A 26,987-nucleotide genomic window follows, 5' to 3' on the forward strand; every position below is an offset into this window, starting at 1 on the left:
TTGTTTGATGTGTTATAAAGTGCTGAGATTAATTATGGTTCGCTATAATCTGCAAGCCGGAGTAAGCATTATACCCGCGGATCATCACCCAATAACGACCTGCACCTTCATTTAGGGTACAAGATTCGCTGTTACCATAACGGTAAGGGCGACAAGTCCAATTGCTGGTTGTTGGTTCTGCACCTTTAAGTACGTACATATCAGCATCACCAGTGCCACCACTTGTATTGAATGTAACTGTATTCGTGCCTGCAGGGGTATCGTAATAGAAGAAGGTTTCACTGCCGCTAGCACCAGCAAGCCCTGTTTTGGCTACTCCCTTGATAAGCTTTTGCTCTTCACCTGGCAGCGTCACGGTGACTTGTTGTGTTGTTGACGCAGTGTCACCATTACTATCTGTCACGGTGAGTTCTACGGTATAGCTGCCAGAGTTTGTGAAGCTATATGACGTTTGCGCGCCTGAAGCGGATGCGCCATCACCAAACTGCCAGCTGTGCTGTGTAATAGAACCATTTGGTGAACTAGAGCCTGAACCATCGAAGCTGCAGCTTAGGTCATTACAGCTGTAAGTAAATAATGCAACGGGCAATGGATCGGTAGTGCTGTTATCGCCAACAGGAATTTGGCCACCAAAGTGACTAGAAACCTGAGGCCAAATTAAGCTGATTTTAGCGCCTTTATTGGTACAGCCACCTAAGTGGTGTAGCGCAACAACATTATTGGTTGAGGCTGCAAGTACAGGCGAGCCTGACGAGCCGCCAATAGTGTCGCAGTAATAGCCTATATCTGTACCGGTACCTCGACCATTCGCCGTTGCTTGGTTAACAGAGCACAGTCCATTGGTGTCTTGATCAGACTCAATCGACAGCTCTTTAGGATTACCTGAACCATGTTGAGGAATGTAAATACGCTCGCCTTGCGATGGATTACGCACGTCTAAGCCAAAATAACCAAACGGCTGGGCCTTAGCGAAATCATTGATGGTAAACAGCGTATAATCTAGTGTGTAATCTGTTTTAAGGAAGTCTTTACCTGTGACCTTAACCACAGTTTCGCGCTGGCTGCCGTTACAGCTCGTACTTTGATAGTTAAACCATACCTCAGTATTCGCCAGCTCTGATGCTGATCCCACACAGTGATTATTGGTAAACATACGGTTATCTGCACCAACACGCCAACCCGTACATAAACCACTGCCGTTCATGAGCAGTCTGGCGACTGGACGCGAGCGCTCGAATTCCACCGGGTGCGATTGCGCCCAGCACTGCACGTCTTTGCGTTCCATTGCGCCACAAGTTGACATGGGCGTCACATCGGTCAAGCCCTCAACAGTTGCTTGCCCTTCAGTACCATGATAGTAAAAATCGACTTCGGGTGTTTTGCCTGCATTACCTTGGCCTGGAGTATATTCAATGATGACTTTATCAGCAGAGACTGACATAGCAGAAAACTGTTTAACGCCGTCATCGCCGAGGCTTGGATCAACCGTTGCTGCGCGGAGGTTTGCTTGGGTGTATTCATAGCGCTCGCCACTATCCTCCGAGCGAACAACGAGTTTACCGCCGTTTGCAAGGGTGAGGTTTTTAAAGTGTAATTTGATGTAGCTTGCATCTGGGTGTGAAACTGTTTGCACAATAGTTTGTGTAGACGTTGAAGTGCTTGTAGCACTGTTTTGAGTAATAAGTGGAAGGTTTAGATCGTACTTTTTACCAATCATTGCTTTGCTAGCTTTGCTGGTATATTCCATCATCTGAGCTTCCGTTAGTGGCGCTTGTGCCATCGCGATACCTGATGCTAAACCTAATGCTGTGACAAGAATGTGTCGTTTCATTGTTATTCCTTTTGAGTGTGTGATTATCCAACTTGAGATAAAAAGTTGGGCGTCGTTCAATACCGAACCAAGCCTTGGGTGCACTGTAGAGCACGACCAGTTGGTGGTATGTTTTTTGAACATCCACACACCAAAATAGAAACAATAATTCGTTTTGTAAAGTTTTATATATATTGTTTTAACATAAGTTTTACTTTATTAATTCCATGCCGGCTGATAGTTAGATGTTTTCATGCCGCCGCACTTCTAAGCCTTCTAAAGTGTACTTATTTTTATACGGTTGTATTTGAGCCTTGCCAAGGGGTGGGAAATAGATTCTATAGGTTATGTTGTATTTTTATGTTTAGTTCTTAAAATGCGCGCCTTCAAAAATAAAAACCTTAAAAATCATGATTTTACAAAGTGTTTTTAAGGGTTTTACAGCACTTTAACTTAGCAACAATTTAGACATTTGGAGTTGGCATTGAGCGAATATTTACCGATCGTTTCTTCTTTCGTTTTGGTTTTAAGCTTTGTTCCTTTGATTAGGAAGATCCGTAAAAATCGCAGTGTATCAGGTGTCTCACTGTTAATGATGAGTTTTGGTGTTGCACAAAGCTCTTACTTTATTGCCTACAACATTTTCTTTGAACGTTTTTTTATGGTGCTGCCTTTCGTGATTACTGGCTCTTTAAGCGCACTTATTTTATATTATTTTATTCGCTACAACGCAAGTTCGAAGCAGCGTAATCAATTAGCACTCTTACTTGGTTTGTCGACGCTGCCATTTGGGTTTTTATTGGCAAAGAACATTGAAGCTGCTGCGTTGCTAAATGCGTTAACTTACTTAGGGCTAGTGATGAGCTCAATTCGCGTTATGCCGCAGACCTATAAAACAATTAAAAGCGGTGATGTGTCTAACTTAAGCGCTAGGTATTTCTCACTGCAGTTTTTAGCGGGCGGAATTGGATTGGCAGCTGAACTGAGCTTAGCTCATGTGAGTGTCGCTCACGTGTTGATGTTTGTGATGATTTTACTGACTAATGCCGCACAATTAGGCTGTATTCAGTACTATCGCTCTAAACCCGCTTTAGCGTAGTGATATAAACAGACAAAACAAGGGCTAGCAAATTGCTAGCCCTTAACGTTTTCGCTCATTTCACTCGCGTAATACAAAAATTTTCGAGTTACGCTTCTAACGCTTTTGTGATCATACGATCAATATACGCTTTATGTGCCTTAGTTGCCTGATCGGCACCCCAAGCTGTGCTCTTATCCAAAATACTCTGCAGTTGGAATAGTGCAGCGGCTTTTGCCAAATTGTCGTATTTGCTCGCTTTGCTCAATCCTGCAACATTAATTAAGCGAGAAACGTACTCAATTTGTAGGTTCTGGCTTAAGGTAGTTGCATTCTTATCAGCAACGAAAATAGCGGCAGTCAGGTCGTTCATCACCTCGTTTAGGCTGTATTCGTTACCATAGTACGTAGAGTCGCTGATACGTTGTAATACATTCGCGTGTAGTACTTGGTCTAGTACCGACTTTTGCATGCCAAGTACCATCTTATGGACTTTAGGATCTTCGTTCTTACCATAATGGTTAAAGCCACGGCGCTGCGCTTGCATGTAGTTGTAAAGAGGCTGCATATTTTCAAGCACGGTCGGTGCGAAAACCATTTCCTTAAGCGCGGTCATAGCCGCTTTTTGGCGCGCAAGTGGTACTGGTGTAAATGGTTTTGTTTCACCTTCTGTGCCTACTACGCTGCGCTCAACGTATACACCGCCAATTTGGCGTGAAATCACAGTTGCTTGAGCACGGTATTGACTAAACAGCATATTCGCAGAGGTTAATAACTGTTGGTTAGACTGACCTTCAACACGCGCTTTGTCTTTTAGTTCGGTGAATAAATGGTTGACCAGAGTCATGCGGTCAACCCCGTATGTCACCGGATCGGATGATAAGTCGCCAATCATCACGCGAGGATCAATATGACGCCCCGGCGCACGCATATCGTCGGCATCGTTGCCAAAAGCTAAGCCATGTTCGCCAGAACGAGATAAGATCTTTTCAAGGCGCTGTTGCTCTTGGGTGTCATCGTTAAGTGCTGTGCTGTAACCAAATTCTATCGCCCAATCATCATACGGACCTGGTTTGGTTTGGAAGATATCACCTTGGTCAACGCCTAGAGGGGCAATGTTAGCTGGCGCGTAGTCCATCACAGAGCCGGTTACGATACCTTGTGTTTTTGACTTGTCGTGTACTTCTTTAGGACCCCACAAAATAGAAGACTTCATGTTGTGGTTTAGGCCTAAGGTGTGTCCTACTTCATGAAGAACCAACTGTACTAAGCCCTGTCGTAGCATTTCTTTGCGTTCGATGTCAGCACCTGTTGCAAGGCTTGCCGTCATCAATTGACCTTGCATTTCATGTCCAAGCGAACAGTGTAGTGTATCGCTTGATGCCTCTGCACCATGGCTCATTTGACCTTGTGAGTAGAGTGAGTCATACATCCAGCGGTTACGCATAAATACATACTCTAGCATGATGTCGGAACCAAGAATTTGGCCAGTAAGCGGGTTGGCAGTTGCTGGACCATAGCCGCCAAACGGTGGGCGAGGTGAAGAAGTCCAGCGCAGTACATTGTAGTTGATATCACCCGCATCCCAAGTGGCATCGTCAGGTTGTACTTTTACAACAATGGCATTCTTAAAGCCGATTTTCTCAAACGCACTATTCCATCCTAGTACACCATCACGAACCGTGTCACGCCATTCGACTGGTGTGGTGTTTTCAATCCACCACACGATAGGTTCAACAGGTTCAGAAAGCGCCGCGCTTGGATCTTTCTTCACTAAGTTCCAACGCTTAATAACGTCTTTATACGGCGCCCAATCTGGTGAAGTTTGCACGTCAAACTGATTGGTGAAGTAACCGATACGTGCATCATCGTAGCGAGGTTGGTAGTCATTGTCTGGCAGTGCGACAAAACTATGTTGTACTTTTAGCGAGACAAAACGTGAGTCTGTCACTGCATTTGAACCTGCAACTTTTGGGTTTGGGTTACTAAAGACATAATCAACAACGATATCTAAGTTGTTGCTATATGGACGGTGCTTAACGATTCGAGATTTCTTGTCGTCTAATTTGCCAAGGGCAAAGCGCTTGCTTGCGTTCTTGTCATCTGCACGTTTCCAAGGAGATACTTTATGCAGTGACTCACTTAAAAATAGCTTATTTGCTTTGAATAAAATTTTACCGTCTTCAGCTTTTTCAATTTCGATACTGGCGAGTACGGCTTCACTGATGTTGGCATCGCTCGCGTTCGCAATAGCTGAGTTTTCATCAAAGATAAAACGCGGTGTTTTGCTGATAATATCAATGCGGTTAAAGTGTTTTCTAAACTCAATCAGTTTCGTTTCTCGGTAGTTACCTCGAAAATGGCCGACATCGGTAACGCCATCAACAGTATGCGCGAAGTATAAGAACGGAGTATCAAGTTGCATCTCATTGAGTTGCATTAGGTATTCTCCGCTTTCTTTATCCTGATAAAGCGGAAACAGGCCATCAATACTGGTTTTATTTTTGACTAGTGAAGCGATTGTTTTTTCTTCTTCTTTTTTGTCTTTTTTTGCAAAGCTTGGGGCGCTTGCGAAGGTGAGCGCAAGGGCAATGCTTAATGCCGTTTTCTTCATAATGTTGACTCGAAATTGTAAAAATCTGAGTGTACCCAAAACATCAGAGCCTGTCAGAAACTCAAGGTAAAATGAATGTAACAAAAGATAAACGACATATTGGCAAACAAAGTTAAGATCTCTTTCCAATTCCGAAAAGCTGTGTTCGATTTCGAAATATCAGCCGGTTTTGATATCTGGAATTAAGTTAATTTATTGAAATGGTTATTTATTTTTATTTGGCATGGTTCTCGCTATCAGTCGACAGTCAGTGAGGAGGGGAAATGGATCTAGTCAAACCGGCAAATCCAAGAAAAACCAAACATTACATCGTTGCTGTCTGTTTAATGGTGGTGATAATTGTTTATTTACTGTGGCAACAATGGGCGTCTCATTCTAGTGTGATACGCGCAGAGATACTGGTGGCGGAAGTGAAACAAGGTCCGCTTACTTTATCAGTAGATAGCTTTGGGGAGTTACGTAGTGCTGAGCAGTTTTTATTAAACGCGCAAAGTTCGGCTATCGTTAAAACTATCCACCATAAAGCGGGCGCAATTGTGCACAAAGGTGAAGCGATCGCCGAGCTTGTGAGCCCAGATCTGGCGTTACAGGTTCAACAAGCCAAACAAGCTCTGCGCCAGTCGCGGACAATAAAAGAGCAGTTGCTACTCACTCAACAACGGGAGCTGTTAAACGAACAAACACAGCTGATGCAAAAACAAGGCGCGCTTAAAACCTTAGTATTGCGTCACCGTGCGGAGCAAAACCTTGCACAACAAGGCATTATTTCCGCGCTGAACTTTGCCCAAACTGAAACCAGTTTGAGTACCTTGCAGCATGAAATTAGCATGCTAGAACAGCAAGCTAAACAGTTGCAAGCACTACATGGCTCGGCGCTTATTCTTGCTAACGAGGAAATCAATATTCGTGAACAAGAACTCAATAACTTACTAGAAAAACAACAACAACTGGAGATTAAAGCCAGCACTTCAGGGATCATTGAGCGCATGCCTCTGGCGCTTGGGCAACGAGTCAATGTTGGTGACGAATTAGCATTGATTGGCTCTAACCAGTCGTTGATGGCGGTATTGTCTGTGCCACAATCCCAAGTGCGCTGGGTTGAAACTGGGCAAGACGTGATGGTGAACATGCAGGCCAACAAAGTAAAAGGCAAAGTGCTCCGAGTTGACCCCGTGGTGACAAACAATAGCGTGGAAGTAGAGGTGAGTTTACCAAATACCTTACCGAAGCAGGCGCGAGCGCAGCTGAGTATCTCTGCCAGCATCGCCATTAAGCATCTTGCCAATGCCACCTATGTTCAGCGCCCTGCCAATGCCAAAGACAATCAAACGCAGACCTTATTTGCACTGACTAGTGATGACACCGCAAAGCCGCTAGAAATCACCTTTGGTGCTTCAACGGGGAAATATATTGTTATAGATTCTGGCGTTGAAGCCGGGAAACGATTAATCATTTCTGATCTAGCCTATCTTGCCAGTCTAGATGAGACAATCTTATTAAAGTAGGAATATCAAAATGATAGTGCTTAAAAATATCAATAAAGTGTTCGAAACCGAAGAACTACAAACACACGCACTGAGAAATATTTCACTGGAAATAGCAAAAGGCGATTTTATTTCGATCTCTGGCCCATCAGGATGCGGTAAATCTACTTTGCTATCCATCATCGGTTTAATTGACCAAGCAACAAGTGGTAGCTATACGATTGGTGCTCATGATGTGACAACTCTGACGCTTGATCAGGCCGCTGAGCTTCGCAATGAGCATATTGGGTTTGTCTTTCAGGCTTTTAATCTCATTGATGAAATTTCGGTATTCGATAACGTCGCTTTACCCCTAAAGTATCGTCCTGAGAAGTTGAGTAAGGCTGAAGTAAAGCTCCGAGTCGAGTCTTGTTTACAAAAGGTTGGACTGTCGCATCGCGTTCAACATAAGCCAAATCAGTTATCAGGCGGGCAGCAGCAGCGTGTCGCGATTGCTCGTGCTTTGGTGACCGAACCAAGCATTCTACTGGTGGACGAACCGACGGGTAACTTAGATTCGAAAAGTGGTGATCAGGTGATGCAATTAATCGCTGAATTGCATCAGCAAGGCACCACAGTTTGTATGGTGACGCACGATCCACGTTATGCCGATATGGCTCCAAGGCAGGTGAAATTGTTTGATGGTGAGCTGTTAGGCACAGTCGCTTCTGCTCAACCTGTTAGTCAACGAGCATAGAGAGGGCACCATGCAAGTGTTCAACTTAGACCGTGCAAATATTTACCATGTTAGTGTGGTGACTACGCTGAGCTGCGTATTCGTTGTGATGCTGGTCGCAATGGGGATGTTACATAGCCTGTATTTCTCACCTCTACCATACCCGGATTCAGAACGTATTGTTAAACTTGAATACCCGATGTTTGATGAAAATGGCAACGAGAGCAGCGAAGCCTTTAACTACCCATCATTGATGCATTTATACGAGCATAAACCTGCCGCCATGGAGCAACTGGCGATGGTGCATTATGCCGAGCAATTGCTTACCTCAGACGCAGATGCGCCTCAAGTTGAATCAGCTTATGTCTCGCCCGAGTGGTTTAGTATTTTTGATATGCCGCTTGCGATGGGGCGGGTTATTACCGAACCTGTCGATGAGAGCAGCCCTGTGGCAGTGCTTAGCTTTCAAGCTTGGCAAAGCCACTTTAATGGTGACCCTGATATCTTAAATAAAACGCTGCGTTTGGATGAGCAAGAGTTTACGATTGTCGGGGTGGCTGCTGAGCGGTTTTATGAACCTAACTTAAAAAAGCTCACGCACAACACTGCGGTATGGCTACCTTGGCAATACAACCTAACTTCAGAGGAAGCTAAACCTTACTGGTGGAACCGTTATGCGCTTAACTTGATGGTGGGTAAACTGGCTACAGGGATGGAGCATGAACAAGTCAGCCTCTCGCTTTCCAACGAAATGAACACACTTTGGCGCAGCAAAGTGAGCGACAGTGAGTATTTTGCGAAGTGGCATATTGGCATTCGTGCGGTGTCGCTGAAATCAATTATGCTCGGTAAGTCTCCCTTATTGTTATTTGGAATGTTTGTGGTATCGCTTGGTTTACTTGGTATCGCGCTATTAAATATCAGTAACTTATACCTTGCAAGACTCAGTCAGATCCAGCGCCGGCTGGCAATTCAAGCGGTGGTGGGAGCAAAAATAAGAGATATTGCGCTGATGCAGTGGTTACCGCTGCTAGCACTTTGCTTAGTATCACTCGTGGTTGCAATTGGCGTGTCTTATGTTATCTGCCAGTGGCTACAAAAAGAACTAGTGGGACTGTTGCCGCAAGCGCAGCTGATTTCGTTAACCTGGCAAAGTGTGCTTGCACTGGGATTGGTCGCTTTATTGACGAGTTGCTTATTGTTGTTAGCTGGAATGTCAGCAATTCGCTTTCGTCACTTAACGCACATGCTAAAACAAAGTGGTAAGGGGAATGCCGTTGTTGTGAGTGCGCGAGTGCAACGGATCATGGCGGTGAGTCAGTTAAGTATTTCTATTATCTTGACCTTCTTCTGCTTTAATGTCGGTGTTGCTGCCATATCTCATCTCAACAATGCTTATGCGGTAGATCTCAAGAATAAATACGAAGTCACGTTTTATGCTCCTGACACAATGCCGAGAGACGAATACCGAGAAGTCATGCGTCAAGCCAGTGAAGCCCTAGGGAATACCGCAGAAGTAATCGCGGTGAGTCGAAGCCGTTCACCCATCGGGCAAGGCGTTGGCACTTGGTCATTGCAAGAAGTCGAGACGCTCAAACGAGTGCATCCGGTTGGCCGAGTTGTGGATAGTGGTTATCTTGCGTTTTTTTCTTTGCCGTTACTACAAGGTCAGTTTTTCGATAGTGAAGCGGTGCGCCGCGGTGAGCAGCAGTTAATTATCAATAAAACCTTTGCAGAGCAACTAGGTGGAGAGGAAAAGGCGCTAGGCAAGCGCTTGAGTTTTAACATTACAGACGAAGATGCGGCGTTTGAAATTATTGGTGTCGTTGCTGATTTAGCCGTGCCTGGCGAACCCGTACTGCCCCATGTGTATCGAGCAGTACAAGGAAGTAATACGGTGTTAATTAAGACTCAGCAGCCTGTCACTAAATCCCATTTTGCAGCGCTGCTGATGCAAGTTCATCCAGCATTGAAAATCTTTAGTTTTAAATCACTTACTGCGCAGCGTGAGCAATACCTGTTGACTGATACCTTGGTTACCTATGGAGCACTGTTTATCTTCGCGTTGGCGTTGCTGCTCGTGATTATTGGCCTGTTTGGTGTCTTTCGTTATAGCCAATCACTTAAAGCTTCTTATTACGGTACGAAAATGGTGCTGGGTGCTAAGCATAGCGATCTAACTCAAGAGGATCTTATCACCCACTTTAAGCACATAGGTATTGCGTTAATGATTTCCCTGACCGGGTGTTTATTATTGTCGCCATACTTTCAGCAAACATTTAATGTGGCAGAGTTTTCGATTGCGGCTGTGGGGATAGTGTTAGTGTCGAGCTCGTGTTTGTACTTTTCACTACAACAACTACTGCGCAGGCCACTCAATTCATTAATCAACCCATCTGAATTAGTGAAGGGATAAGCATGACATTATGGCGTAAGCTATTGAGGCGATTGAGGTATAGGCTTAGGCTAAGTCTGATGTTAGTCGTGTTATTGAGCGGCGCTTTCGCCGCTATGATGATGAGTATTGGCTTATCATGGCAAGCTTATCAGTCGCTACCTTATCCGCAAAGCGATAAACTCGTTTGGCTGCAAGGGAATATGTTAGATGAACATGACAAGACGATCATGGAAAATGCTATCTCTACGCCTGTTGCGTGGCAGCTTGCTCAAGATCAGCAATTGTTTGATAAAGCCTCCGCAGTATTGTATAGCCACAGCTTATTACGTGGTTCAGTGGTTGAGCCAAGGATTGAGACAACTTACGTCAGTGATGATTTTTTTTTCGCTCTTTAATATTGCTTTAAAAGAAGGGAGGTGGCTTTCCCAAAGTAATGAGCTTGGTACAGCACCTAACGAAGTCGTTGTGACAGCGTGCTTTGTGCAGCAATATTTTCCTGATGAAAATATTATAGAACAGAGCATTCAACTTGATGACCGTCGTTATATCGTGGTGGGAGTGGCCGCGTGCGATGAGTCCGAACCGCAGTTATATCAATCTAACCGGATGAGTGAGGTATTTTTGCCATTCACACTTATGATGGGTGACCGTATTACGGGTATGGACCACTTGGCGGTAAGAAGCGACTTATTTCTTGTGGGTCGCATAAAACAAGAAAATGCGCAGCTGCAATTAACGCTTTTGCAGGCGCAGTTTCAAACTGCATTTGAGCAAGCTCAATTAGAACAAGGGATATCTGGTCGTGCGACGCTCAGATTTTCGTTGTCACCACTTGCTGATAAATTAAAAGGGCAGCTAAGAACAACGACGCAATGGTTAGCATTTGCAGGCGTTGGGCTGCTTGTCATCACCTTAGTGAATGCATTTTCGCTCTACTTGCTAGACTTTAAAGCCAAACAAAACCAGCTGGCACTGGCGATTGTACTCGGTGCTAAGCGCGGCAATCTACAACTCGAACAGTGGCGTTATATTGCCTTGATTTTTTTGTTTGCGTCATTGCTTGCTATAGGGATAGCGAATGCTGGCGTTTGGCTAATGCAGTTTTGGTCGAAGGAGACCCTAGCCCATGCAGTTTGGCTCAAACTACCTTGGTGGAGCTTTTTATTGGTAGGTGCTTTTGCTCAACTCTGTGCACTGGTGTTTGTAAAACTGGCAATGTCTCAGGTGTCATTTAAGGATATTCGTAGTCAACTAAGTGGCTCAGGGAAGGGGCAGGTCAAACAATTGCCTAAGTCAATGAGTCAAGCCTTACTCGGATTGCAAATCGGTGTGGGCATAGTCACAATGAGTTTTGCATTTTGGCTATTGAGCTATTTTGGCGGGCAGTTGAATACCTCAAGTGGTTTTAACTCAAATAATCTTTATTTTGTTGAGTTACAGCAAAGTAACTACGATCGCAGCTCAGATGCTATTCAAGCAAGATATAATCAAGCTATGATAAACTTGTCGGCGCTTAGACAGCACCCAAGCGTCGAGAGTGCTGCTCTGGCTGGCGTATTACCCCACGAGTTTGTATTTCTGGAGCCGCTAAGCTTAGTTGATGATGGCAGCGACTCAGTCGTCGCTTATTTACAGCTCAGCGGGCCAAATTACTTTATCACCTCAGGCCTAAGGTTTATTGCTGGTGGCGGATTCTCTGAGGATGACCTAGCTATCAATAGTTCAGGGAAAAAAGTGGTGCTCAATCAGCTTTTAGCACAGCGCCTTGGCGTAACAGCAGCAGATATCGGCATGACCATCTACGACAGAAATCAGCGCCCCGTTACCCTTGTGGGTATTGTCGAAAATACCTTTAGCCATACGTCTCAAGCACAAGCCTTAGCTTATCTACCTTTTAATTTTATTAGTGGAAATATTCTGGTGCGAGCCAAAGCAGGAGAGAAATTAGACTTGCATACGGTTACCGCCTTGTACAAACAACAAAACCCAAGCCAATCTATTTTAAAGCTCGTCGATATCAAATCGCGGATGCAGCAACTCAATAAAACAGCCATGCTGAGCTTTTTAGCTGGGCTGGTGATCGCACTGATGATGTTAATACAGGTAGTGGCAGGTATGTATGGTTTGCTCGGCTACCTCGCCATATTGAGTACGCCAGTCTTCTATATCAAGCGTTTAGTCGGTGCTAAGGTACGTGATGTTCTTATTGAGCAGTGTTGGAGTCGGGCTTCTCTCGTGTTAGTCGCAGTTGTTATTGCAGTTTTCTTGTCTTTAGTCGTGGCGAGTACGTTTGGTATTTTGAGTCCACTGCTTGGGATCTATCTGTTGTTCGCTATCGTATTGGTAGGCAGTATAGTTCTAGTGCTTGAGCTTCATCATGTCACTAAGCAGATCTAGGGTGAAAAATGTGACAAAAAGCCGAAAAAACTGTTATATAAATCACAAAAATCGTACTTGAAAAGGCCTTTTTAAATCAATGGCTTTGGTACTTGATTGTTTGAAATAACTTTATAATTTTTGCTGTTTTTCGATAGTTATAAAAAGTTGTTCTAAAGGTGTAACAGATTCTTACAAATGTCACATCCGAGAACGCGCTAAACTTGGTACTATACGGTCAGGAAATTATCAATAGGTACTGTCATGCAAGCTAAAACTTTAAAATGGATTCTACCCTTTACCGTGCTTATAGTGGGTGTTGTCGGATTTATGTTCGTCAATGCCGTTGCTAAGAGTGAACCTGAGAAGCAAGAAGTCGATTCTCGTCCTGTTGTTGAAGTTGAAACTCTCGCTGCGCAAGATCACCAAGTTGTGATCCAAAGCTATGGCGAAGTAAAACCGCTAGAAAGTACACAACTTTCTATTCAAGTATCGGGCGAAGTTGAATACTGGCACCCTAACTTTGTTGAAGGCGGTGTGGTACAAAAAGGCGAAGTGTTACTGCGTATTGAGCAAGATAACTACGAAGCCGCGTTACTACAAGCAGAAGCAGAACTTGCCAGAGCTCAGGCGCAGCTTATCGAAGAGCAAGCACAAGCTGATGTAGCTGCTGATGAAGCAAGAAGATTTCCAAATAAAAAGCATACCGACCTATTTTTACGTAAACCGCAGGTCATGAGTGCCAAAGCCTCAGTAAAATCGGCAAAAGCTGCACTGCAGCGTGCAAAGCGAGACCTAGAAAACTGCGAAGTTATCGCGCCTTATAACGCACTAGTGGTGAAAAAAGACGTTGGTCTTGGCCAGTTCGTTTCTATGGGGAGTTCAGTTGGTACTGTCAATAACATCGAAACGGCGGAAGTGATTATTCCTATCGCGGGTTTTGATTCTGTGTTTTTACCTGAGCGAGTGTCAGGGCTTGCCGCTACGGTTTATCAGCGTGGTGTGAATGCCTTCACTCGTGAAGCTGAGATTGATAGAGATTTAGGTACTGTTGACCAACAAACGCGTATGAACAACCTGGTGGTACGTATCAATGACCCGTATGGTCTCACAACGCGCCAGCCAGCGATAAAATACGGCACGTATGTACAAGTTAGCTTTGCGGGTAAAACGTTAAAACAAATCTATCGTCTACCACAAGATATCGTGAATAATCAGTCGGTTTGGTTACTTAATCAAGATAACCAGCTTGAGCCACGAAAAGTGCAAGTTATCCGCGAAGAGGGTGAGTTCTTCTTAATCGGCGATGGCATCACAAGTCGCGATAAAGTGGTCATGACACCACCTGAATATCCACAAAAAGGCATGGAAGTTAAAGTTGCTGGCACGGACTCCTCATCAAAGCCTAGTAGTCAGCCGGAAAAGCTGTAACAGCAAGGAGCGACCATGAGTGATATAGAAAAAACATCGCAGCGCGGTATTATCGCTTATTTTGCGAATAATACGGTAGCGGCGAACTTGTTGATGGTCTTCATACTGATAATGGGTTTTATCAGTTATATGACTATCCAAAGACAAATGTTTCCAAACTTTGAAATCAATTATGTGACGGTGTCAGCTGTGTATCCTGGCGCGTCTCCTCAAGAAATTGAAGAGGGGATTTTGATCAAAATTGAAGAAGCATTAAAAGACGTTACAGAAATCAAAAAAGGGGTTTACCGTGCCGCTAGAGGCAGCGGTAGTGCGCAACTTGAAATCTATAAAGATGAAGACTTAACGGAAGTAGAAGATAAAATTCGCTCGCGTGTGAATAGTATCGCGACCTTCCCAGCATCCATGGAGCCCGTGCAGGTTCAGCTTATAGAATTTCGTCAAGACGTGGTGAACGTCGCACTGGCTGGTAATCTACCGTTGAATGCACTCAAGCCAATCGCCAAAGAGATCGAAGATGAATTACTCGAAATTCCAACGATTTCATTGGTTGACCGTTCAACCCCAAACTATGAGATTGGTATTGAAGTTGATCCAGATGCTCTGCGCCGTTACAACCTAACGATTAGTGATGTAAGTAGCGCAATTAGACGTTATTCAACCAACATTTCAGCAGGTCAAATCAGAACTGAATCAGGCATCATTGCAGTGCGTGTTGAAAACCAAATGTACCGCGGTAATGAGTTTAGAAACATCCCTGTTAAGGTCGGTGATAACGGCGCCAAAATTTATCTTCAAGATATCGCAGAAATTAAAGATGGCCTGACTGAAGGTGAATATTACTTCCGTTTGAATGGTGAAAATGCGGTATTCCTGTCGGTTAAAGCGACCAAAGACCAAAATATGATCCCAATCGCGAAAGCGGTACATAAATATATCGAAGAGAAAAATGCTAAGTTACCCGCAGGCTTAAGATTAGAACCAATCGTTGATATGACGTACTACCTGAACGCTCGACTCGAGATGATGAAGAGCAATATGTTACAGGGTGCGTTACTCGTCGCAATCATGCTGACTATTTTCCTACGCTTCAAATTAGCGCTCTGGGTAATGATTGGCTTGCCGGTGTGTTTCCTTGGTGCATTCCTATTTATGCCAGCTCTTGGGATCAGTATTAATATCGTATCGCTATTTGCCTTTATTATGGTACTTGGGATCGTGGTGGATGACGCCATTGTCATAGGGGAGTCCGCCTACTCCGAAATTGAACGCAAAGGCCACAGCGTTAAGAATGTGGTGATTGGTGCTAAGCGTGTTGCAACACCAGCAACCTTCGGCGTACTAACAACCATTGCTGTGTTTGCACCTATGTTGTTCTCATCTGGTCCTGAAAGTGCATTCTTTAAGTCAATCTCGGGCGTTATTATTCTGTGCTTGGTATTCAGTTTGATTGAATCCAAATGGATTTTGCCAGCGCATATTGCTCATACTAAGATTAAACCACTGCGTCCAAACAGTCGTCGTGCTGCATTTAACAAGAAGTTCTTCGCATTTGTAAACGGACCATACAGACGCTTTATTCAGCGCTGTGTTGATTGGCGCTGGACCGTATTATTAACTTTTGTGGCGATGCTGGTATTTAGCTTTAGCTTAGTGACTTCGAATTTAGTGCGCTTTATTCCATTCCCGAAAGTGCCAGAGGATTATCCAAAGATCGAAATTACCATGAACGACAATGTCTCGGACGAGCAAACCATTGCGGCAATGCAGTCTATTGAGTTAATGGTGCGTAATGTCGATAAAGAGATTGCCCAAGAGTTCGGTCAAGGTATGGTTAAGGATGTATATTCTTGGAACCAAAGCCGCGCTAAGGGCTCAGTGTTATCGACGTTAGTTGACGAAGAGCTAAGACCATTTACGGCTTTTGAACTTGCACGCCGTTGGCGCGAGGCAATGCCAGAGATCACCGCAGTGAAATCAATCATCGTGTATGACAGTGTTGGCGATCAAAGTGGTGGTGAGGGCGAATTTGGCTATCGCTTGCTAGGTTCTGACATCGAGACCCTCAACGCGGCGGGTAGGCAGCTTATTTCAATGTTGCAGCAGCAACCTGGACTATTTGATATCAGCTCAAGTATTGACCCTGCGAGTAAAGAAATGCAGATCGCGCTTAAGCCAGTGGCTTATGAGCTTGGCTTGCAACTTGCTGATGTTGCGATTCAGGTTGGCAATAGCTTCTACGGTGGCGAAGCACAGCGTGTTATTCGTGATGGCGAAGAAATCAAAGTGATGGTGCGTTATCCTGAACTAGATCGTAAAGCTTTGGCTTCACTTAAGCGTACTATCATCACAACGCCAAAAGGTAAAGAAGTGATGCTAGGCGATGTCGTAGAGTTTACCGAGAAGCCGGGTATCAATTATATTCGTCGTGAAGATGGCTTTAGAACGGTATATGTATACGGTAGCATCGATGAAGAGCTGATTGAGCCAGATGCCGTGGTTAAGAATATCGAAGAAAATATCTTACCAGAGCTACTAAAACAGTTCCCAGGCGTCAAAACTAAGCTAGGTGGTAGTGTGGAAGAGCGTCAAGCGCAAACCAGTGAGCAGATCTTATTCTTTGCCGCTGGTATGTTGATGGTTTATATCCTATTGGCTGTACCGCTGAAGAGTTACGCACAACCGCTTATCGTGATGTCGGTAATTCCGTTTAGCTTAGTGGGCGCGCTATGGGGTCACTTAGTGTTTGGCTTAGATATGAGTACTATGTCTATGTTTGGACTAGTAGCCGCTGCAGGGGTTGTGATCAACGACTCCTTGGTAATGACGGACTATATCAACCAAGCACGTGCTGAGGGCGTTAAGCTTAAAGAGGCGGTTATTGAAGCGGGGTGTGCACGCTTTAGGGCAATCACGCTAACCTCAATCACGACGTTTGCTGGTGTAATGCCAATCATCTTTGAAACGAGTCTACAAGCAAGATTTGTTATTCCGATGGCGGTATCACTTGGGTTTGCAGTGCTATTCGCAACGCTTATCACGCTGGTGTTAGTGCCGGCCCTATACATCATCTTAACGGATATGCAGGGTGCGGGTTCACGCTTAAAAGCGAAGATCAGACGCAAGCCTAAATCTGGCGATAACCAACTAGAGAAAGCAGAAGCTTAGAAACTCTCGTTTACACTCAATAATATAAAGGCCGCGCAGTGATGCTCGGCCTTTTTTGTGTATTAAAAACCTAATCCGTTTCCGAAAAAGGGAAATTAATAATTTCTTGCTATACCTGTTTTGGGTAATTTAATATAATTGCAAAAAATTGTTTAATTGAGGGGTTGTTTTGAAAGTATCACTTATTTCAGGCGCTATTACATTTGCTCTGGGGGTCATCAGTGCATCAGCTAAAGTACAAGCAAGTGATGACGTTGAACGTATTGAAGTTAATGGCTGGAAGCACGAGAGAGAATGCGTAATTAATGTACGTAGTATGAGGCAGGCACGATGTTTCTCGGGGGGCTGGGGTGGCACATCAGGTGGGGTTTCTGGTGGAATGGGAGTAGCAGCTAGCGGCGGTGAGTCGAGCGATGCATCAAAAACAGAGTCAGAACTTGATGAAGCTGCGGTAGACTTAACAGTCGCTGCAAAGTAGCTGCTTAATGCGTTAGAAGAGCTAAGGGCAAGAGCTCGTAAAAATAGTATCCTGGTGAGAAAAATAGAAAAGAAGATTGATGCAATTAACTTATTAATTGCAGCAGGTGGGCAAGGCTTACAAGGCATTGCTCATGCTATAAAGGGGGAAAATGGCGAGGCTATATCTGAAGCACTAACACTTGTTGTCGGAGCGGCGGCTGGAACATCTATTGGAAAAGCCGCAATTTTAGTAAAAAGAGCTTCGCACTCAAAAAAGTTTGCTATAAGGATTGCTGAGATCATAGGTAGTTACCATGTGGGAGCTGCTTTTGAAGAGCATATGGATAATCTTCTGCAACAAGAACTCAATATTCCAAACAATTGGAGCAACCCTCCTCAACATTACGAAGGCCCAGAAACCGTTACAGATATAGTTTGTAGCATGATGAGTGTAGTACATAGACCTGATGAGCCACCTTGCCGAGGCTATAGAAGCCTAGATACTTTAGCTGCGTCAGGGCATTTTATAGTACTTGATCTGGCACAGGATGGAGTAGAGTGGTCACTTAATCCAAACACCAACTCCATTACAGTGGGAAGTGCTGATGCATTATTGATCGTTGATGCAAATCAAAACAATCAGTTAGATAGTGCAAGTGAGATATTATTCAGGCCATTTACAGAGACTCAAGACACTATTTCTCTATTAGATTCAAACCAAGATGCAATACTCGACAAACTTGATAATAATTATCATTACCTTAAGGTTTGGCAAGATGCTAATCACAACGGGGTGATTGATGTTGGTGAAGTCATTGCAGCAGCAGACAAGTCTTTAACGATTTACCTTGATGAAATGAGTGCAGGGAATAGAAATCAGCAAGGACGCATGGATGTTGAGGGGACTGAATATGCTATTTCAGTGATACGTATTGGCTTTAAGCATGAGTAGTTAGTAGATCTGTTCGCTCACAATACTTACTAAAAGTAAGTATTGTGAGCTGATAATATTTCTTATCATTTGTTAAGTAATAAATTTTCTGAGGTTTATCCTATGCAGACAAAAATTACGTTTACAAAACGCTCCGTCTTGCTGCCGCTGCGAGTCGGTATTGTCACCTCTTTCTTCGCTGTGATGGCATATTACGCACTTACGATAGAAGGGTTTCATCCAGATGGTTCATCAACCGCTAGTGTTCGTTTTAAAGGAGATGTTACTCTTTTTTTGATTGGCATTGCGCTTTGTTTTATTGTGTACGATATCTTAAAGGCACCTCGCAAACTAGAAATTGACTTAGAGCAAGGGCGCATTTATTTTTATCCAAAATTTTCCAGCCGTGTGCAAATTATTTTGCTAAAACCAGCCTGTGTGTTAGCGATTTATCGTCATCCTAGACATAAAAATCAATTTGGTTTGGAGTTGTATGATTGCCCAAACGACACAGAACCAAAATTAAGCTGTGCGTGTGAGTGGAAAGCCAGTGACGCTGAAGCTGCGTTGTTTTGGCAAATGGCAAAAGAAAAAAAGAGGGCGGTTGAGCCTGCACCTAAGCCATTCTGGTTGCTAATTTAACGTCTTAATATGCGCTATCCCAATAGAGTTGATTATCAGTGATTAGAAAATAAAGGATAGTATGATTCAGTGCGTTACATTAAAAAAAAGCTTTAGACTTCTACCTTTGCGAATTTTGGCATGCACTATATTTTTTGCATTGGGTACTTATTATGCGATAACGGTTGAGGATGTCGTTTCTGGCAATTCATTGACTGTGGATGCTAGTTTGGTAAGACCAGCAATAATAGTGATGCTACTGCTCACTGCAGGTGTCATTGTTTATGCAATCATTAATCTGGAACACACATTAATCCTCAACTTTGAGAATCGTGAAATTCACATTTATAACTGGCGCTCACCACTGCCGAAAGTGTATAGAATGACGAGCAACAATAAGCTTTGTGTTTATCGCCATCCAAATAAGCAGGATCAATTTGGGGTTGAGCTACTTTCTGTAGAAGATGAAGAAGTTTATCTATATTCGAGTTTTGCCTGTAATTGGCTTGTGCCTAAATCACAAGGAGAGCAATTGTGGCAGGTTGCAAAGTCTCAGGGTGTTGCTGTAGAGGAAACACCAGAAAGCTTTTTAGATGGTTGTTAATTCCTAAATTTGCTGTGATACACTGGCGAAAAATAACGAATTTAGGATGACAACTTGGTGATGGAAAAAACTCAACCGCTAGCCAAAAAGCAGCCGAAATCCTTGCTGCACCATAATCATGAACGTATCGACAACTACTACTGGATGCGTGATGACGAGCGTAAAAATGCTGATGTGTTGGCACACCTCAAAGCAGAGAATGATTACTGTGAAGCGCAAATGGCGCCTCATCAAGCGCTGCAAACCCAGCTGTTTGAAGAAATGAAAGGTCGTATCGTAAAAGACGATAGCTCAGTGCCCGCAAAAGATGGCAACTATTGGTATGTGAGTGAAGTGAGTGGTGATGAGGAGTATGCTAGATATTATCGCGCATCACAAGAAGATTTGTCGGATAAAAAACTTCTTTTAGACATTAATCAGTTAGCCGCTGGCAACGAGTTTTATGACATCGGTGATATTACTGTAAGCCCAGATGAGCAACTGCTTGCCTATAGTGAAGATACCGACGGGCGTCGAATTTACACCATCAAGTTTCTTGATTTAAACACCAATACATTACTGCAAGATGTGCTGTATAACACGGAAGGTCAGGTAATTTGGGCGAACGACAATAAAACTGTATTTTATGTCAAAAAAGACGAGCAAACGTTGCTCGGCTTCCAAGTGTATCGTCATGTGTTGGGAACGCCACAAAGTGATGACATTTTGGTGTTTGAAGAGCAAGATCGCCAATTTTATATGGGATTGGGTAAAAGTCGTGACGAAAGCGCTATTTATATCTATCTTGCTGCGACGGAAACGAGCGATCAGTTAATACTGGATGCAAACGATCCTTGCGGTGAGTTTAGCACTCTTATTCCAAGAGAAATTGGCCATGAATATGGTCTTGAAAAAATGGGAGAGTTCTTTTACATCCTTAGTAATAAGAACGCTAAAAACTTCCGTTTAATGCGTGCAACAGGGGCAACCGTTGGTAATGTCGAGCAATGGGAAGAGTTGGTTGCCCATCGCGACCATGTACTGTTAGAAGGCTTGGAGCTGTTCCATAGTCACTTTGTGCTGACTGAGCGTGAACAAGGGCAGATCCGTTTTGTTGTCCATGATTATCAAGGGCAGAGCTATCACCTTGGATTTGATGATGCTTGTTATTTTGCTACGGTAGGAAATAACCCTGAGCCAAGTTCAAGTAATATTCGTATCCACTACTCGAGTATGACAACTCCCAGCTCAGTGTACGATTGTGATTTAACCACTGGTAAGAAGACGCTGAAAAAGCAACAGCAAGTGTTAGGTGATTTTAAACCTGAATATTATCACTCTGAACGTTTGCATATAACCGTAAGAGATGGCGTTAAAGTCCCTGTATCTTTGGTGTATCGAAAAGATAAGTTTAATCAAGACGGTAGCAATCCACTATTGCAGTATGGCTATGGTTCTTATGGTATTACTATCGACCCTAACTTCTCTAGTCAAATTCTAAGCCTGTTAGATAGAGGGTTTGTATACGCGATTGCGCATATTCGAGGTTCTGAGATGCTTGGTCGTGAATGGTATGAGCAAGGCAAAAAAGCGCATAAGCAAAATACCTTTAACGACTTTATTGATGTTACCAAGGCCTTGGTTGAGCAGGGCTACGGCCATAAAGACAAAGTGTTTGCATCAGGCGGGAGTGCAGGCGGCCTGTTAATGGGTGCAATTGCAAACCAAGCTCCAGAGCTGTATTTAGGGTTAGGCTGCCATGTGCCTTTCTTGGATGTGTTAACTACCATGTTGGATGAGTCAATCCCATTGACAACCAATGAGTATGATGAATGGGGTAATCCGAATAATGAAGCGGACTACCAGAATATTTTAGCGTATTCGCCGTATGACAATATTGAAGCCAAAGCCTATCCAAATATTCTAGTCACCACAGGTCTGCACGACTCGCAAGTGCAGTATTGGGAGCCAATGAAGTGGGTTGCTAAGCTTAGAGAATATAAAACGGATGATAACGTGCTGATCTTTAAAACCGACTTGGAAGCAGGTCACGGTGGTGCCTCAGGCCGATTTAAAAGCTTACATGAAAGAGCACTAGAAATGGCATTCTTTATCAGCTTATTGAATGGTAGGTCGTAGCTCTAACTCGACAACAGCGAGATAAAAGATCGCGAGGTAAACTCGCTCCTACCAGAGGAAAACCTAGGTAGGAGCTGGCTCGCTTGTAGGTCGTAGCTTTTAGCTCGACTTGTACACCCTAGCCTTAATCTTAGTTTAAATATGCTTTAAGCATCCACACCAGCTTCTCTTGCTCTTTGATATAGTCGCTCATTAGCGCAGCTGTCCCTTCATCTTCGGCTTCGCCCGCCTGCGCTAGAATCTCACGCTGCATAGAAATAAGCGTTGTGTAGCCATCAAGCAGGGTTTCTAGTGCTTGCGTACCATTGCTGATCCCTTTTGCTTCTTGAATTTTGCTGGTTTCCAAATAATCAGAAAACGCATGCAATGGGTTGCCTTCAATTGTCAAAATACGCTCTGCGATTTCATCGACTTTCTCAAGTAATAGCGTATAAATTTCTTCAAATTTTAGGTGTAGTTCAAAAAACTCACGACCTTTGATGTTCCAGTGAAAACCACGGGCATTCATATATTGAATTTGGTAGCTGCTTAGTAGCGTATTAAGTGACGTTACTAGCGCTTGGCTCTTTGCTTTGTCTAAACCGATAGAATTAATGTTTGTCATGCGATGCTCCTTGTTGATTCACAGTCAGTATGGCGCAACCTTAGGTGATTGCCCAATGATTAAAATCAAAGTGTTTAATCGGAAAAATCAATTAATAAAATAAAAACATATTAAATATTAATACAATATGACGTTGGGATGAGTGCATTAAAAAACAAGATGAAACCCTAAAAAGCGCTCAACAATAACAAGGTGACATGAGTACTCGTTGGGAATAAAGCTTGCCAACTTTTCCCAAAATATAACCAGAGCGCGTAGTTTTTGATCTAAGACAAGCGTTTAATCTCGTTCGTCTTTTGGCGGTTTTAAACTTGATTTAGGTCAAAATATCACCGCATCATAAGCGCATAATCATTTCATCAAGACACAAAAAACGCGGTGTCTACTACTGGAGGAAATGAGTATGAAAGGCAAAACAAAATCAGAACATAAAATGGAACTCGTCGTCGTTGTTATCGCTTTAGTGGCTTTTGTTGTTGGGCTCGTAGGTCACTTAGCTGGCGCAAGCATCGCAAACTCAGATACCTTTGGCTATATTGCAGCGCCAGTGCCGTTATTAGTTGGCTTGATCGCAGTGATTGCTTACAAAGTAGCTGCAAGCGCAGAGCACTAAGGCCTCCCTAACAGCTCGCAGATATAGTCCATTACCGCACGGGAATATATTAAGCTGGTATGGCTGAGATGAAATACTTTGTGCTCGGCCATGCCACTGAGCTTGGTTTCTTCTAACAGCACTGTGCCATCCGACTGGCTACCTTTTTGTAGCAGTGGCATTAGTCCAATGGGTAAGTCACCGGCAATACTGTAAAGCTTGGCGTCGAAAGGCCAATCTTGATTGTTAGATAATAAAAATTCCACACTGTTTTTTAACAGTAGCTCCAGTCCTTTGTCGTGCATATGCTTGGCAATGGCACTGCCTTTATGTGGTGTCCCCAAGGTCACCACTTTTTTTACTTGCTTGCTCGCGGCAGAACCTCGTTCTAAATATGCTCTTGCAACTAAGCCTCCCATGGAGTGGCAAACGAGGGCGGCGGGGCGATCGCCAACAAAAGTATCAATAGCGGCGCAGATCTCATCAATATCTGGCGTTAATGTGTTATAGCTTAAATTGAGAATACGGTAGCCCGATTTACCTAAGCGAGCGCTAAGCGGCCGCATCACAAAGCCAGACATGTACAAGCCGTGTAGCACCACAATGCTCTCGATTTTGGCGCTCGCGGTAATATTGAGTGGAATAGGAGCGTGGTTCATACCGCCTCTTTAAACTTGAATACTTCTAAGCCTTGCGCGAGTGTACCACCCTCACTTGAATACTTGATGTATAAATCAATCCAAATTAGAAATTATTATTCTAACTAATCAAATTGCCACTCTTGCTTGTAATCGTACCTAAAGCCAATGGAGATGGAGTCCATATCGATTTGGTTGTCGAAGGACTTGTTCAAATACTCCAAGTGCACTCTGAGGGGCGGTGTTGGTAGCCACTCAAGTGTAACATTGTAGCCATCGAAGCTTTGATTAAGCGGATCATGACTGCCGTAACCGTCATCAAAATCAAAATATCCGGTTTTGAGTTTATAGTGTTTTGCGAGTTGATAGGCCAACGAAAGATCAAAGGTGTGGCCTTGTCGAGAATCAAGAGCTTCCACGCGTTGATAGTCTTTGTTCTGATATGCCATTGCAGCGTAAAAGCGGGAGGTAAATTGGTAAGCCAGCGCACCAGACCAAAGTTGGTTTTCGCCAATATGTTGCTCGTTATCGTACACATCGTTTTGTTGATAAGTAATCGCCGCGTGTAAACCTGCGTTATCGTAACTTAACCCTGTGTTGAATAAATCCGTTTGATTATCGCCCTTATCACCATTAAATTGGCCTGCGGCGATAAACGTCATTGGCCCCAATTCGTAGCGGTAAGTGACTAAATTATCAACGAAAAAAATACTCTCTGGATCGTAAGCAAATGGGCTACTGGCGTGATTAAAAATATCAACGTATTCGGCAATAAACAGATACTGTGCAGGCCTTTGTTTGCCAATGCCAAATCGACCATACGGTGTGCCTAGTGCAGTATAAGCACGGCGTGACTTGCCAAAATTTCCTTCATTGGCGAGATCGATGCCCCATTCACCATGAAGTTCGGCCTGCCAGCCCGGCATAAATTCATGAGTTACTTTAATCCCTGCGTGGGATAAGGCGTCACGAACATCCCAGTTACTTGCGTCATCTTGATTGATTACGCCAAATGTCGGGCGTATTGTGGCATAGGTTTTGAGCGTGGTTGAGGGCTCGCTAGGTGGTTTTACCGGGTCACTTTGTGGTGTTGATTTTGCCATTGGAGCTGCGGCCTTTAGTTCGCTATTTTGCGTCATAAACCGAGCTTTAAGCTCAGCTAATTGCCGCTCAAGATTTTCAATGTCGGCCATGGTGACAGGTCGATCGGTTGCCAAAGTTGCTGAAGAAGTCAGTAAACAGGCTAGGCCAATCAGTGCGGTTGAGTTGCTCAAAGTAAAATTCATGGTTTTTACATCGCTCAGTTGCCAATAATCGAATTATAGACAACACTTTTGATATTCGAGCACTTTTTATTCAGGCTGTTGAATATGAAGATCCGCACTAAGTTCTCTGTGACTTCTGCCATAGTGATCTTATTGATCATCACGACGACGACGCTTTCTACTTACTGGTTTGTTAGCGATTCGGTGAAAACCAAAACCCATGCCTATGTAACAGATAGCACGCAATTGCTGGCTGTGAGCATAGAGAATTGGCTGGCTGGTAAAGCAACGCAAATTAATGTGATAAAAAGTCAGTTAGAGCAAAACTTTAGCGATGATAACTTTCAACAAGCACTGAATACACCAGTGTTTAAAAAGGAGTTTCTGCTGGCTTTTGGTACTTTGGCTAATGAGGAAGGGCTCAGGTCGAACAACCCCGCTCGCAAAAATCCTCCAGGCGTCGATTTTAGAGAGCGAGCTTGGTATCAGCTTGGTAAAAACCAAAATAAAACCGTTTATACCAGTCCATATACAGACGCGGCGACAGGTGAATTATTGCTGTCGGTGGTGTCTCCCATCATGGTGAACGGTAATTTTAAAGGGGTAATTGGGGGAGATTTAAGCCTAAAAACCATCGCTAATAGTGTCAATCAGGTTAACTTTGATAACACGGGCTATGCCTTTTTGGTCGACAAGTCTGGTAATGTAATTTCTCATCAACATGCCGAATTTAACGGCAAAAAATTGCAACAGGTATATCCAGCTTTACGCTTAGATAGCGTAGATAAGTTGCAAGAAGTGGATACCAAAGAAGGCAAAAGGTTGTTTTACTTACATTCGCTTGATAACACCTTTGGTACGGACTGGTATTTGGCGGTATTAATCGATAAATCAAAAGCCTACAAAACACTGACTGAAATTACAATAAACTCCCTGATCATTGCTATTTTAGCCGTGGCTATTGGAGTATTCTGCGTACGGACGTTAGCAATTCACTTACTCCAACCATTACGGGATTTGGAATCTGCAATCACCGGCATGGCAAGTGGGGGCGGTGACTTAACTCAGCGCTTAAAAATTGTTAACGAAGATGAGTGCGGCACGGTAGCGCGACAATTTAATTTGTTCTTGGGCTTTTTGCATGGGTTAGTAAGTAATGTAAAAGAACGTGCAGACGACGTGCTGATAAGCAGTGATGCCGCCAAAGAGCTGTCGACGCATTCTTCACAGAAACTTGATCAACAAGTTAGCCTAATTGAAAACCTCGCTACCGCGATGAATGAAATGAGTACTACCTCGACCGAAATCGCAGGTAACGCGCAGCAAGCCGCAAGCTCTATCACCTCTGTAAATGAAAAGACCTCCGAAGGGCAAGAAATATTCTTTAAAGCGCGAAGCCAAATTAATGCTTTGGCTGACGATATTACTGCATCGTACGAGTTGAGTACGCAACTTGCAGAATACAGCCAAAATATTGAGAATATTCTTTCGGTCATCAATGGCATTGCAGAACAAACCAATCTACTGGCACTTAATGCTGCAATTGAAGCCGCACGTGCCGGAGAGCAAGGTCGTGGTTTTGCGGTTGTGGCCGATGAAGTGCGTTCTCTAGCATCAAAAACACAGGAATCCACCACCGAAATTAAGTCCATGATCGACCAGATCCAAGCCTCGTCCATTCAAGTTCAGCAATCTATGGGAAGTAGCCGAGATAAAACCCAGCAATGTGTGTCACAAACCGAGCAAGCGACACATATGCTAGAAGAAATCTCAGAGGCAGTAAAAGAGCTTATGGATCGCAATATTCAAATCGCAACGGCCATAGAAGAGCAAAGTGTGGTGATTGAAGAAATCAATAAAAATACAATACATATCAACGATATTAGTGTCGAAGTCGGCAGCTTTTCTGACAAACAATACAGCGCCAGCGAAGAACTCGCTAAAAACGCCCATGAACAAGAAGCGCTACTGTCTAAGTTTACGTTGTGAGTTCTTGAGTTTGAATAATCCACTCAACTTTTGAGTGGATTATTACTTAATTGTGGCGTTGGTATCCCTACTATAAGTCTTTTCCTATCAAT

General features: G+C 43.7%; 20 protein-coding genes. 15 read left to right on the forward strand and 5 right to left on the reverse strand.

Annotated elements, in window-relative coordinates; translation table 11 throughout:
• Positions 1–28: 28 nt before the first annotated feature.
• Positions 29–1,831 carry a PKD domain-containing protein gene (locus L1271_RS16980; RefSeq protein ID WP_235368340.1) on the reverse strand — a complete coding sequence of 601 codons (1,803 nt, stop codon included), beginning with the start codon at positions 1,829–1,831 and terminating at the stop codon, positions 29–31.
• Between the two features lie 463 nt (positions 1,832–2,294).
• Here L1271_RS16980 and L1271_RS16985 point away from each other — a divergent pair, with 463 nt between their 5' ends.
• Entirely contained in the window at positions 2,295–2,909 is a 615-nt protein-coding gene (locus L1271_RS16985; RefSeq protein WP_029215886.1) for a PQ-loop repeat-containing protein, read from the forward strand.
• An 88-nt stretch (positions 2,910–2,997) separates the two neighbouring features.
• Here the strand turns inward: L1271_RS16985 and L1271_RS16990 are convergent, their stop codons facing one another.
• Positions 2,998–5,502, reverse strand: coding sequence for a zinc-dependent metalloprotease (locus L1271_RS16990; protein WP_235368341.1), 2,505 nt, complete (start codon positions 5,500–5,502; stop codon positions 2,998–3,000).
• Positions 5,503–5,765: 263 nt separating this feature from the next.
• Between L1271_RS16990 and L1271_RS16995 the strand changes: the two genes are divergently transcribed.
• The 12 genes from L1271_RS16995 to L1271_RS17050 all read left to right on the forward strand — a co-directional run bounded on the left by L1271_RS16995 (position 5,766) and on the right by L1271_RS17050 (position 21,807).
• The gene (locus tag L1271_RS16995) at positions 5,766–7,007 is read left to right on the forward strand and encodes an efflux RND transporter periplasmic adaptor subunit (protein ID WP_235368342.1); all 1,242 of its coding nucleotides are present in this window, start codon (positions 5,766–5,768) and stop codon (positions 7,005–7,007) included.
• Between the two features lie 10 nt (positions 7,008–7,017).
• Positions 7,018–7,722: an ABC transporter ATP-binding protein gene (locus L1271_RS17000; RefSeq protein WP_010606919.1), complete on the forward strand. Its 705-nt coding sequence runs from the start codon at positions 7,018–7,020 to the stop codon at positions 7,720–7,722.
• 10 nt (positions 7,723–7,732) lie between these two features.
• Complete coding sequence (locus L1271_RS17005; RefSeq protein ID WP_235368343.1) at positions 7,733–10,117, forward strand: ABC transporter permease; 2,385 nt, start codon at positions 7,733–7,735, stop codon at positions 10,115–10,117.
• Positions 10,118–10,119: 2 nt separating this feature from the next.
• Entirely contained in the window at positions 10,120–10,494 is a 375-nt protein-coding gene (locus tag L1271_RS17010; protein ID WP_235368344.1) for a hypothetical protein, read from the forward strand.
• Positions 10,472–12,496 carry an ABC transporter permease gene (locus tag L1271_RS17015; RefSeq protein ID WP_235368409.1) on the forward strand — a complete coding sequence of 675 codons (2,025 nt, stop codon included), beginning with the start codon at positions 10,472–10,474 and terminating at the stop codon, positions 12,494–12,496. The genes L1271_RS17010 and L1271_RS17015 overlap by 23 nt, the downstream gene beginning before the upstream one ends.
• A gap of 243 nt (positions 12,497–12,739) precedes the next feature.
• Complete coding sequence (locus L1271_RS17020) at positions 12,740–13,906, forward strand: efflux RND transporter periplasmic adaptor subunit (protein WP_010606916.1); 1,167 nt, start codon at positions 12,740–12,742, stop codon at positions 13,904–13,906.
• A gap of 15 nt (positions 13,907–13,921) precedes the next feature.
• Positions 13,922–17,074, forward strand: a complete 3,153-nt coding sequence (locus L1271_RS17025) for an efflux RND transporter permease subunit (protein ID WP_102057751.1) — start codon at positions 13,922–13,924, stop codon at positions 17,072–17,074.
• A 169-nt stretch (positions 17,075–17,243) separates the two neighbouring features.
• Entirely contained in the window at positions 17,244–17,552 is a 309-nt protein-coding gene (locus L1271_RS17030; protein WP_102057750.1) for a hypothetical protein, read from the forward strand.
• A gap of 54 nt (positions 17,553–17,606) precedes the next feature.
• On the forward strand, positions 17,607–18,485 hold the full coding sequence (locus L1271_RS17035) for a hypothetical protein (RefSeq protein WP_102057749.1): 879 nt from the start codon (positions 17,607–17,609) through the stop codon (positions 18,483–18,485).
• A gap of 102 nt (positions 18,486–18,587) precedes the next feature.
• A complete protein-coding gene (locus tag L1271_RS17040; RefSeq protein WP_010606912.1) occupies positions 18,588–19,106 on the forward strand; it encodes a hypothetical protein in 519 nt (172 codons plus the stop codon).
• Between the two features lie 61 nt (positions 19,107–19,167).
• The gene (locus tag L1271_RS17045) at positions 19,168–19,689 is read left to right on the forward strand and encodes a hypothetical protein (RefSeq protein ID WP_235368345.1); all 522 of its coding nucleotides are present in this window, start codon (positions 19,168–19,170) and stop codon (positions 19,687–19,689) included.
• Positions 19,690–19,749: 60 nt separating this feature from the next.
• Positions 19,750–21,807, forward strand: coding sequence for a S9 family peptidase (locus L1271_RS17050; RefSeq protein ID WP_235368346.1), 2,058 nt, complete (start codon positions 19,750–19,752; stop codon positions 21,805–21,807).
• Between the two features lie 130 nt (positions 21,808–21,937).
• On the opposite strand, the gene L1271_RS17055 is transcribed toward L1271_RS17050, so the two are convergent.
• A complete protein-coding gene (locus L1271_RS17055) occupies positions 21,938–22,411 on the reverse strand; it encodes a Dps family protein (protein ID WP_010376518.1) in 474 nt (157 codons plus the stop codon).
• Positions 22,412–22,814: 403 nt separating this feature from the next.
• On the opposite strand from L1271_RS17055, the gene L1271_RS17060 reads away from it, so the two are divergent.
• Positions 22,815–23,024: a hypothetical protein gene (locus L1271_RS17060; RefSeq protein ID WP_010376516.1), complete on the forward strand. Its 210-nt coding sequence runs from the start codon at positions 22,815–22,817 to the stop codon at positions 23,022–23,024.
• On the opposite strand, the gene L1271_RS17065 is transcribed toward L1271_RS17060, so the two are convergent.
• Both L1271_RS17065 and L1271_RS17070 read right to left on the reverse strand, forming a co-directional pair.
• Complete coding sequence (locus L1271_RS17065; RefSeq protein ID WP_010606909.1) at positions 23,021–23,662, reverse strand: alpha/beta fold hydrolase; 642 nt, start codon at positions 23,660–23,662, stop codon at positions 23,021–23,023. The genes L1271_RS17060 and L1271_RS17065 overlap by 4 nt on opposite strands.
• A 104-nt stretch (positions 23,663–23,766) precedes the next feature.
• Positions 23,767–24,927 carry a porin gene (locus tag L1271_RS17070; protein WP_235368347.1) on the reverse strand — a complete coding sequence of 387 codons (1,161 nt, stop codon included), beginning with the start codon at positions 24,925–24,927 and terminating at the stop codon, positions 23,767–23,769.
• Positions 24,928–25,011: 84 nt separating this feature from the next.
• On the opposite strand from L1271_RS17070, the gene L1271_RS17075 reads away from it, so the two are divergent.
• Complete coding sequence (locus tag L1271_RS17075; RefSeq protein ID WP_235368348.1) at positions 25,012–26,895, forward strand: methyl-accepting chemotaxis protein; 1,884 nt, start codon at positions 25,012–25,014, stop codon at positions 26,893–26,895.
• Positions 26,896–26,987: the final 92 nt, after the last annotated feature.

The sequence above is a fragment of the Pseudoalteromonas sp. OF5H-5 genome (assembly GCF_021530695.1).
In the GTDB taxonomy this organism is placed as follows: Bacteria; Pseudomonadota; Gammaproteobacteria; order Enterobacterales; family Alteromonadaceae; genus Pseudoalteromonas.

What these genes read in the sequence shown, in the direction of transcription:
- L1271_RS16980 (WP_235368340.1), bottom strand. Translation starts at nt 1,831, where the DNA reads ATGAAACGACACATTCTTGTCACAGCATTAGGTTTAGCATCAGGTATC.
- L1271_RS16990 (WP_235368341.1), bottom strand. Translation starts at nt 5,502, where the DNA reads ATGAAGAAAACGGCATTAAGCATTGCCCTTGCGCTCACCTTCGCAAGC.
- L1271_RS16995 (WP_235368342.1), top strand. Translation starts at nt 5,766, where the DNA reads ATGGATCTAGTCAAACCGGCAAATCCAAGAAAAACCAAACATTACATC.
- L1271_RS17000 (WP_010606919.1), top strand. Translation starts at nt 7,018, where the DNA reads ATGATAGTGCTTAAAAATATCAATAAAGTGTTCGAAACCGAAGAACTA.
- L1271_RS17005 (WP_235368343.1), top strand. Translation starts at nt 7,733, where the DNA reads ATGCAAGTGTTCAACTTAGACCGTGCAAATATTTACCATGTTAGTGTG.
- L1271_RS17010 (WP_235368344.1), top strand. Translation starts at nt 10,120, where the DNA reads ATGACATTATGGCGTAAGCTATTGAGGCGATTGAGGTATAGGCTTAGG.
- L1271_RS17015 (WP_235368409.1), top strand. Translation starts at nt 10,472, where the DNA reads ATGATTTTTTTTTCGCTCTTTAATATTGCTTTAAAAGAAGGGAGGTGG.
- L1271_RS17020 (WP_010606916.1), top strand. Translation starts at nt 12,740, where the DNA reads ATGCAAGCTAAAACTTTAAAATGGATTCTACCCTTTACCGTGCTTATA.
- L1271_RS17025 (WP_102057751.1), top strand. Translation starts at nt 13,922, where the DNA reads ATGAGTGATATAGAAAAAACATCGCAGCGCGGTATTATCGCTTATTTT.
- L1271_RS17040 (WP_010606912.1), top strand. Translation starts at nt 18,588, where the DNA reads ATGCAGACAAAAATTACGTTTACAAAACGCTCCGTCTTGCTGCCGCTG.
- L1271_RS17045 (WP_235368345.1), top strand. Translation starts at nt 19,168, where the DNA reads ATGATTCAGTGCGTTACATTAAAAAAAAGCTTTAGACTTCTACCTTTG.
- L1271_RS17050 (WP_235368346.1), top strand. Translation starts at nt 19,750, where the DNA reads ATGGAAAAAACTCAACCGCTAGCCAAAAAGCAGCCGAAATCCTTGCTG.
- L1271_RS17055 (WP_010376518.1), bottom strand. Translation starts at nt 22,411, where the DNA reads ATGACAAACATTAATTCTATCGGTTTAGACAAAGCAAAGAGCCAAGCG.
- L1271_RS17060 (WP_010376516.1), top strand. Translation starts at nt 22,815, where the DNA reads ATGAAAGGCAAAACAAAATCAGAACATAAAATGGAACTCGTCGTCGTT.
- L1271_RS17065 (WP_010606909.1), bottom strand. Translation starts at nt 23,662, where the DNA reads ATGAACCACGCTCCTATTCCACTCAATATTACCGCGAGCGCCAAAATC.
- L1271_RS17070 (WP_235368347.1), bottom strand. Translation starts at nt 24,927, where the DNA reads ATGAATTTTACTTTGAGCAACTCAACCGCACTGATTGGCCTAGCCTGT.
- L1271_RS17075 (WP_235368348.1), top strand. Translation starts at nt 25,012, where the DNA reads ATGAAGATCCGCACTAAGTTCTCTGTGACTTCTGCCATAGTGATCTTA.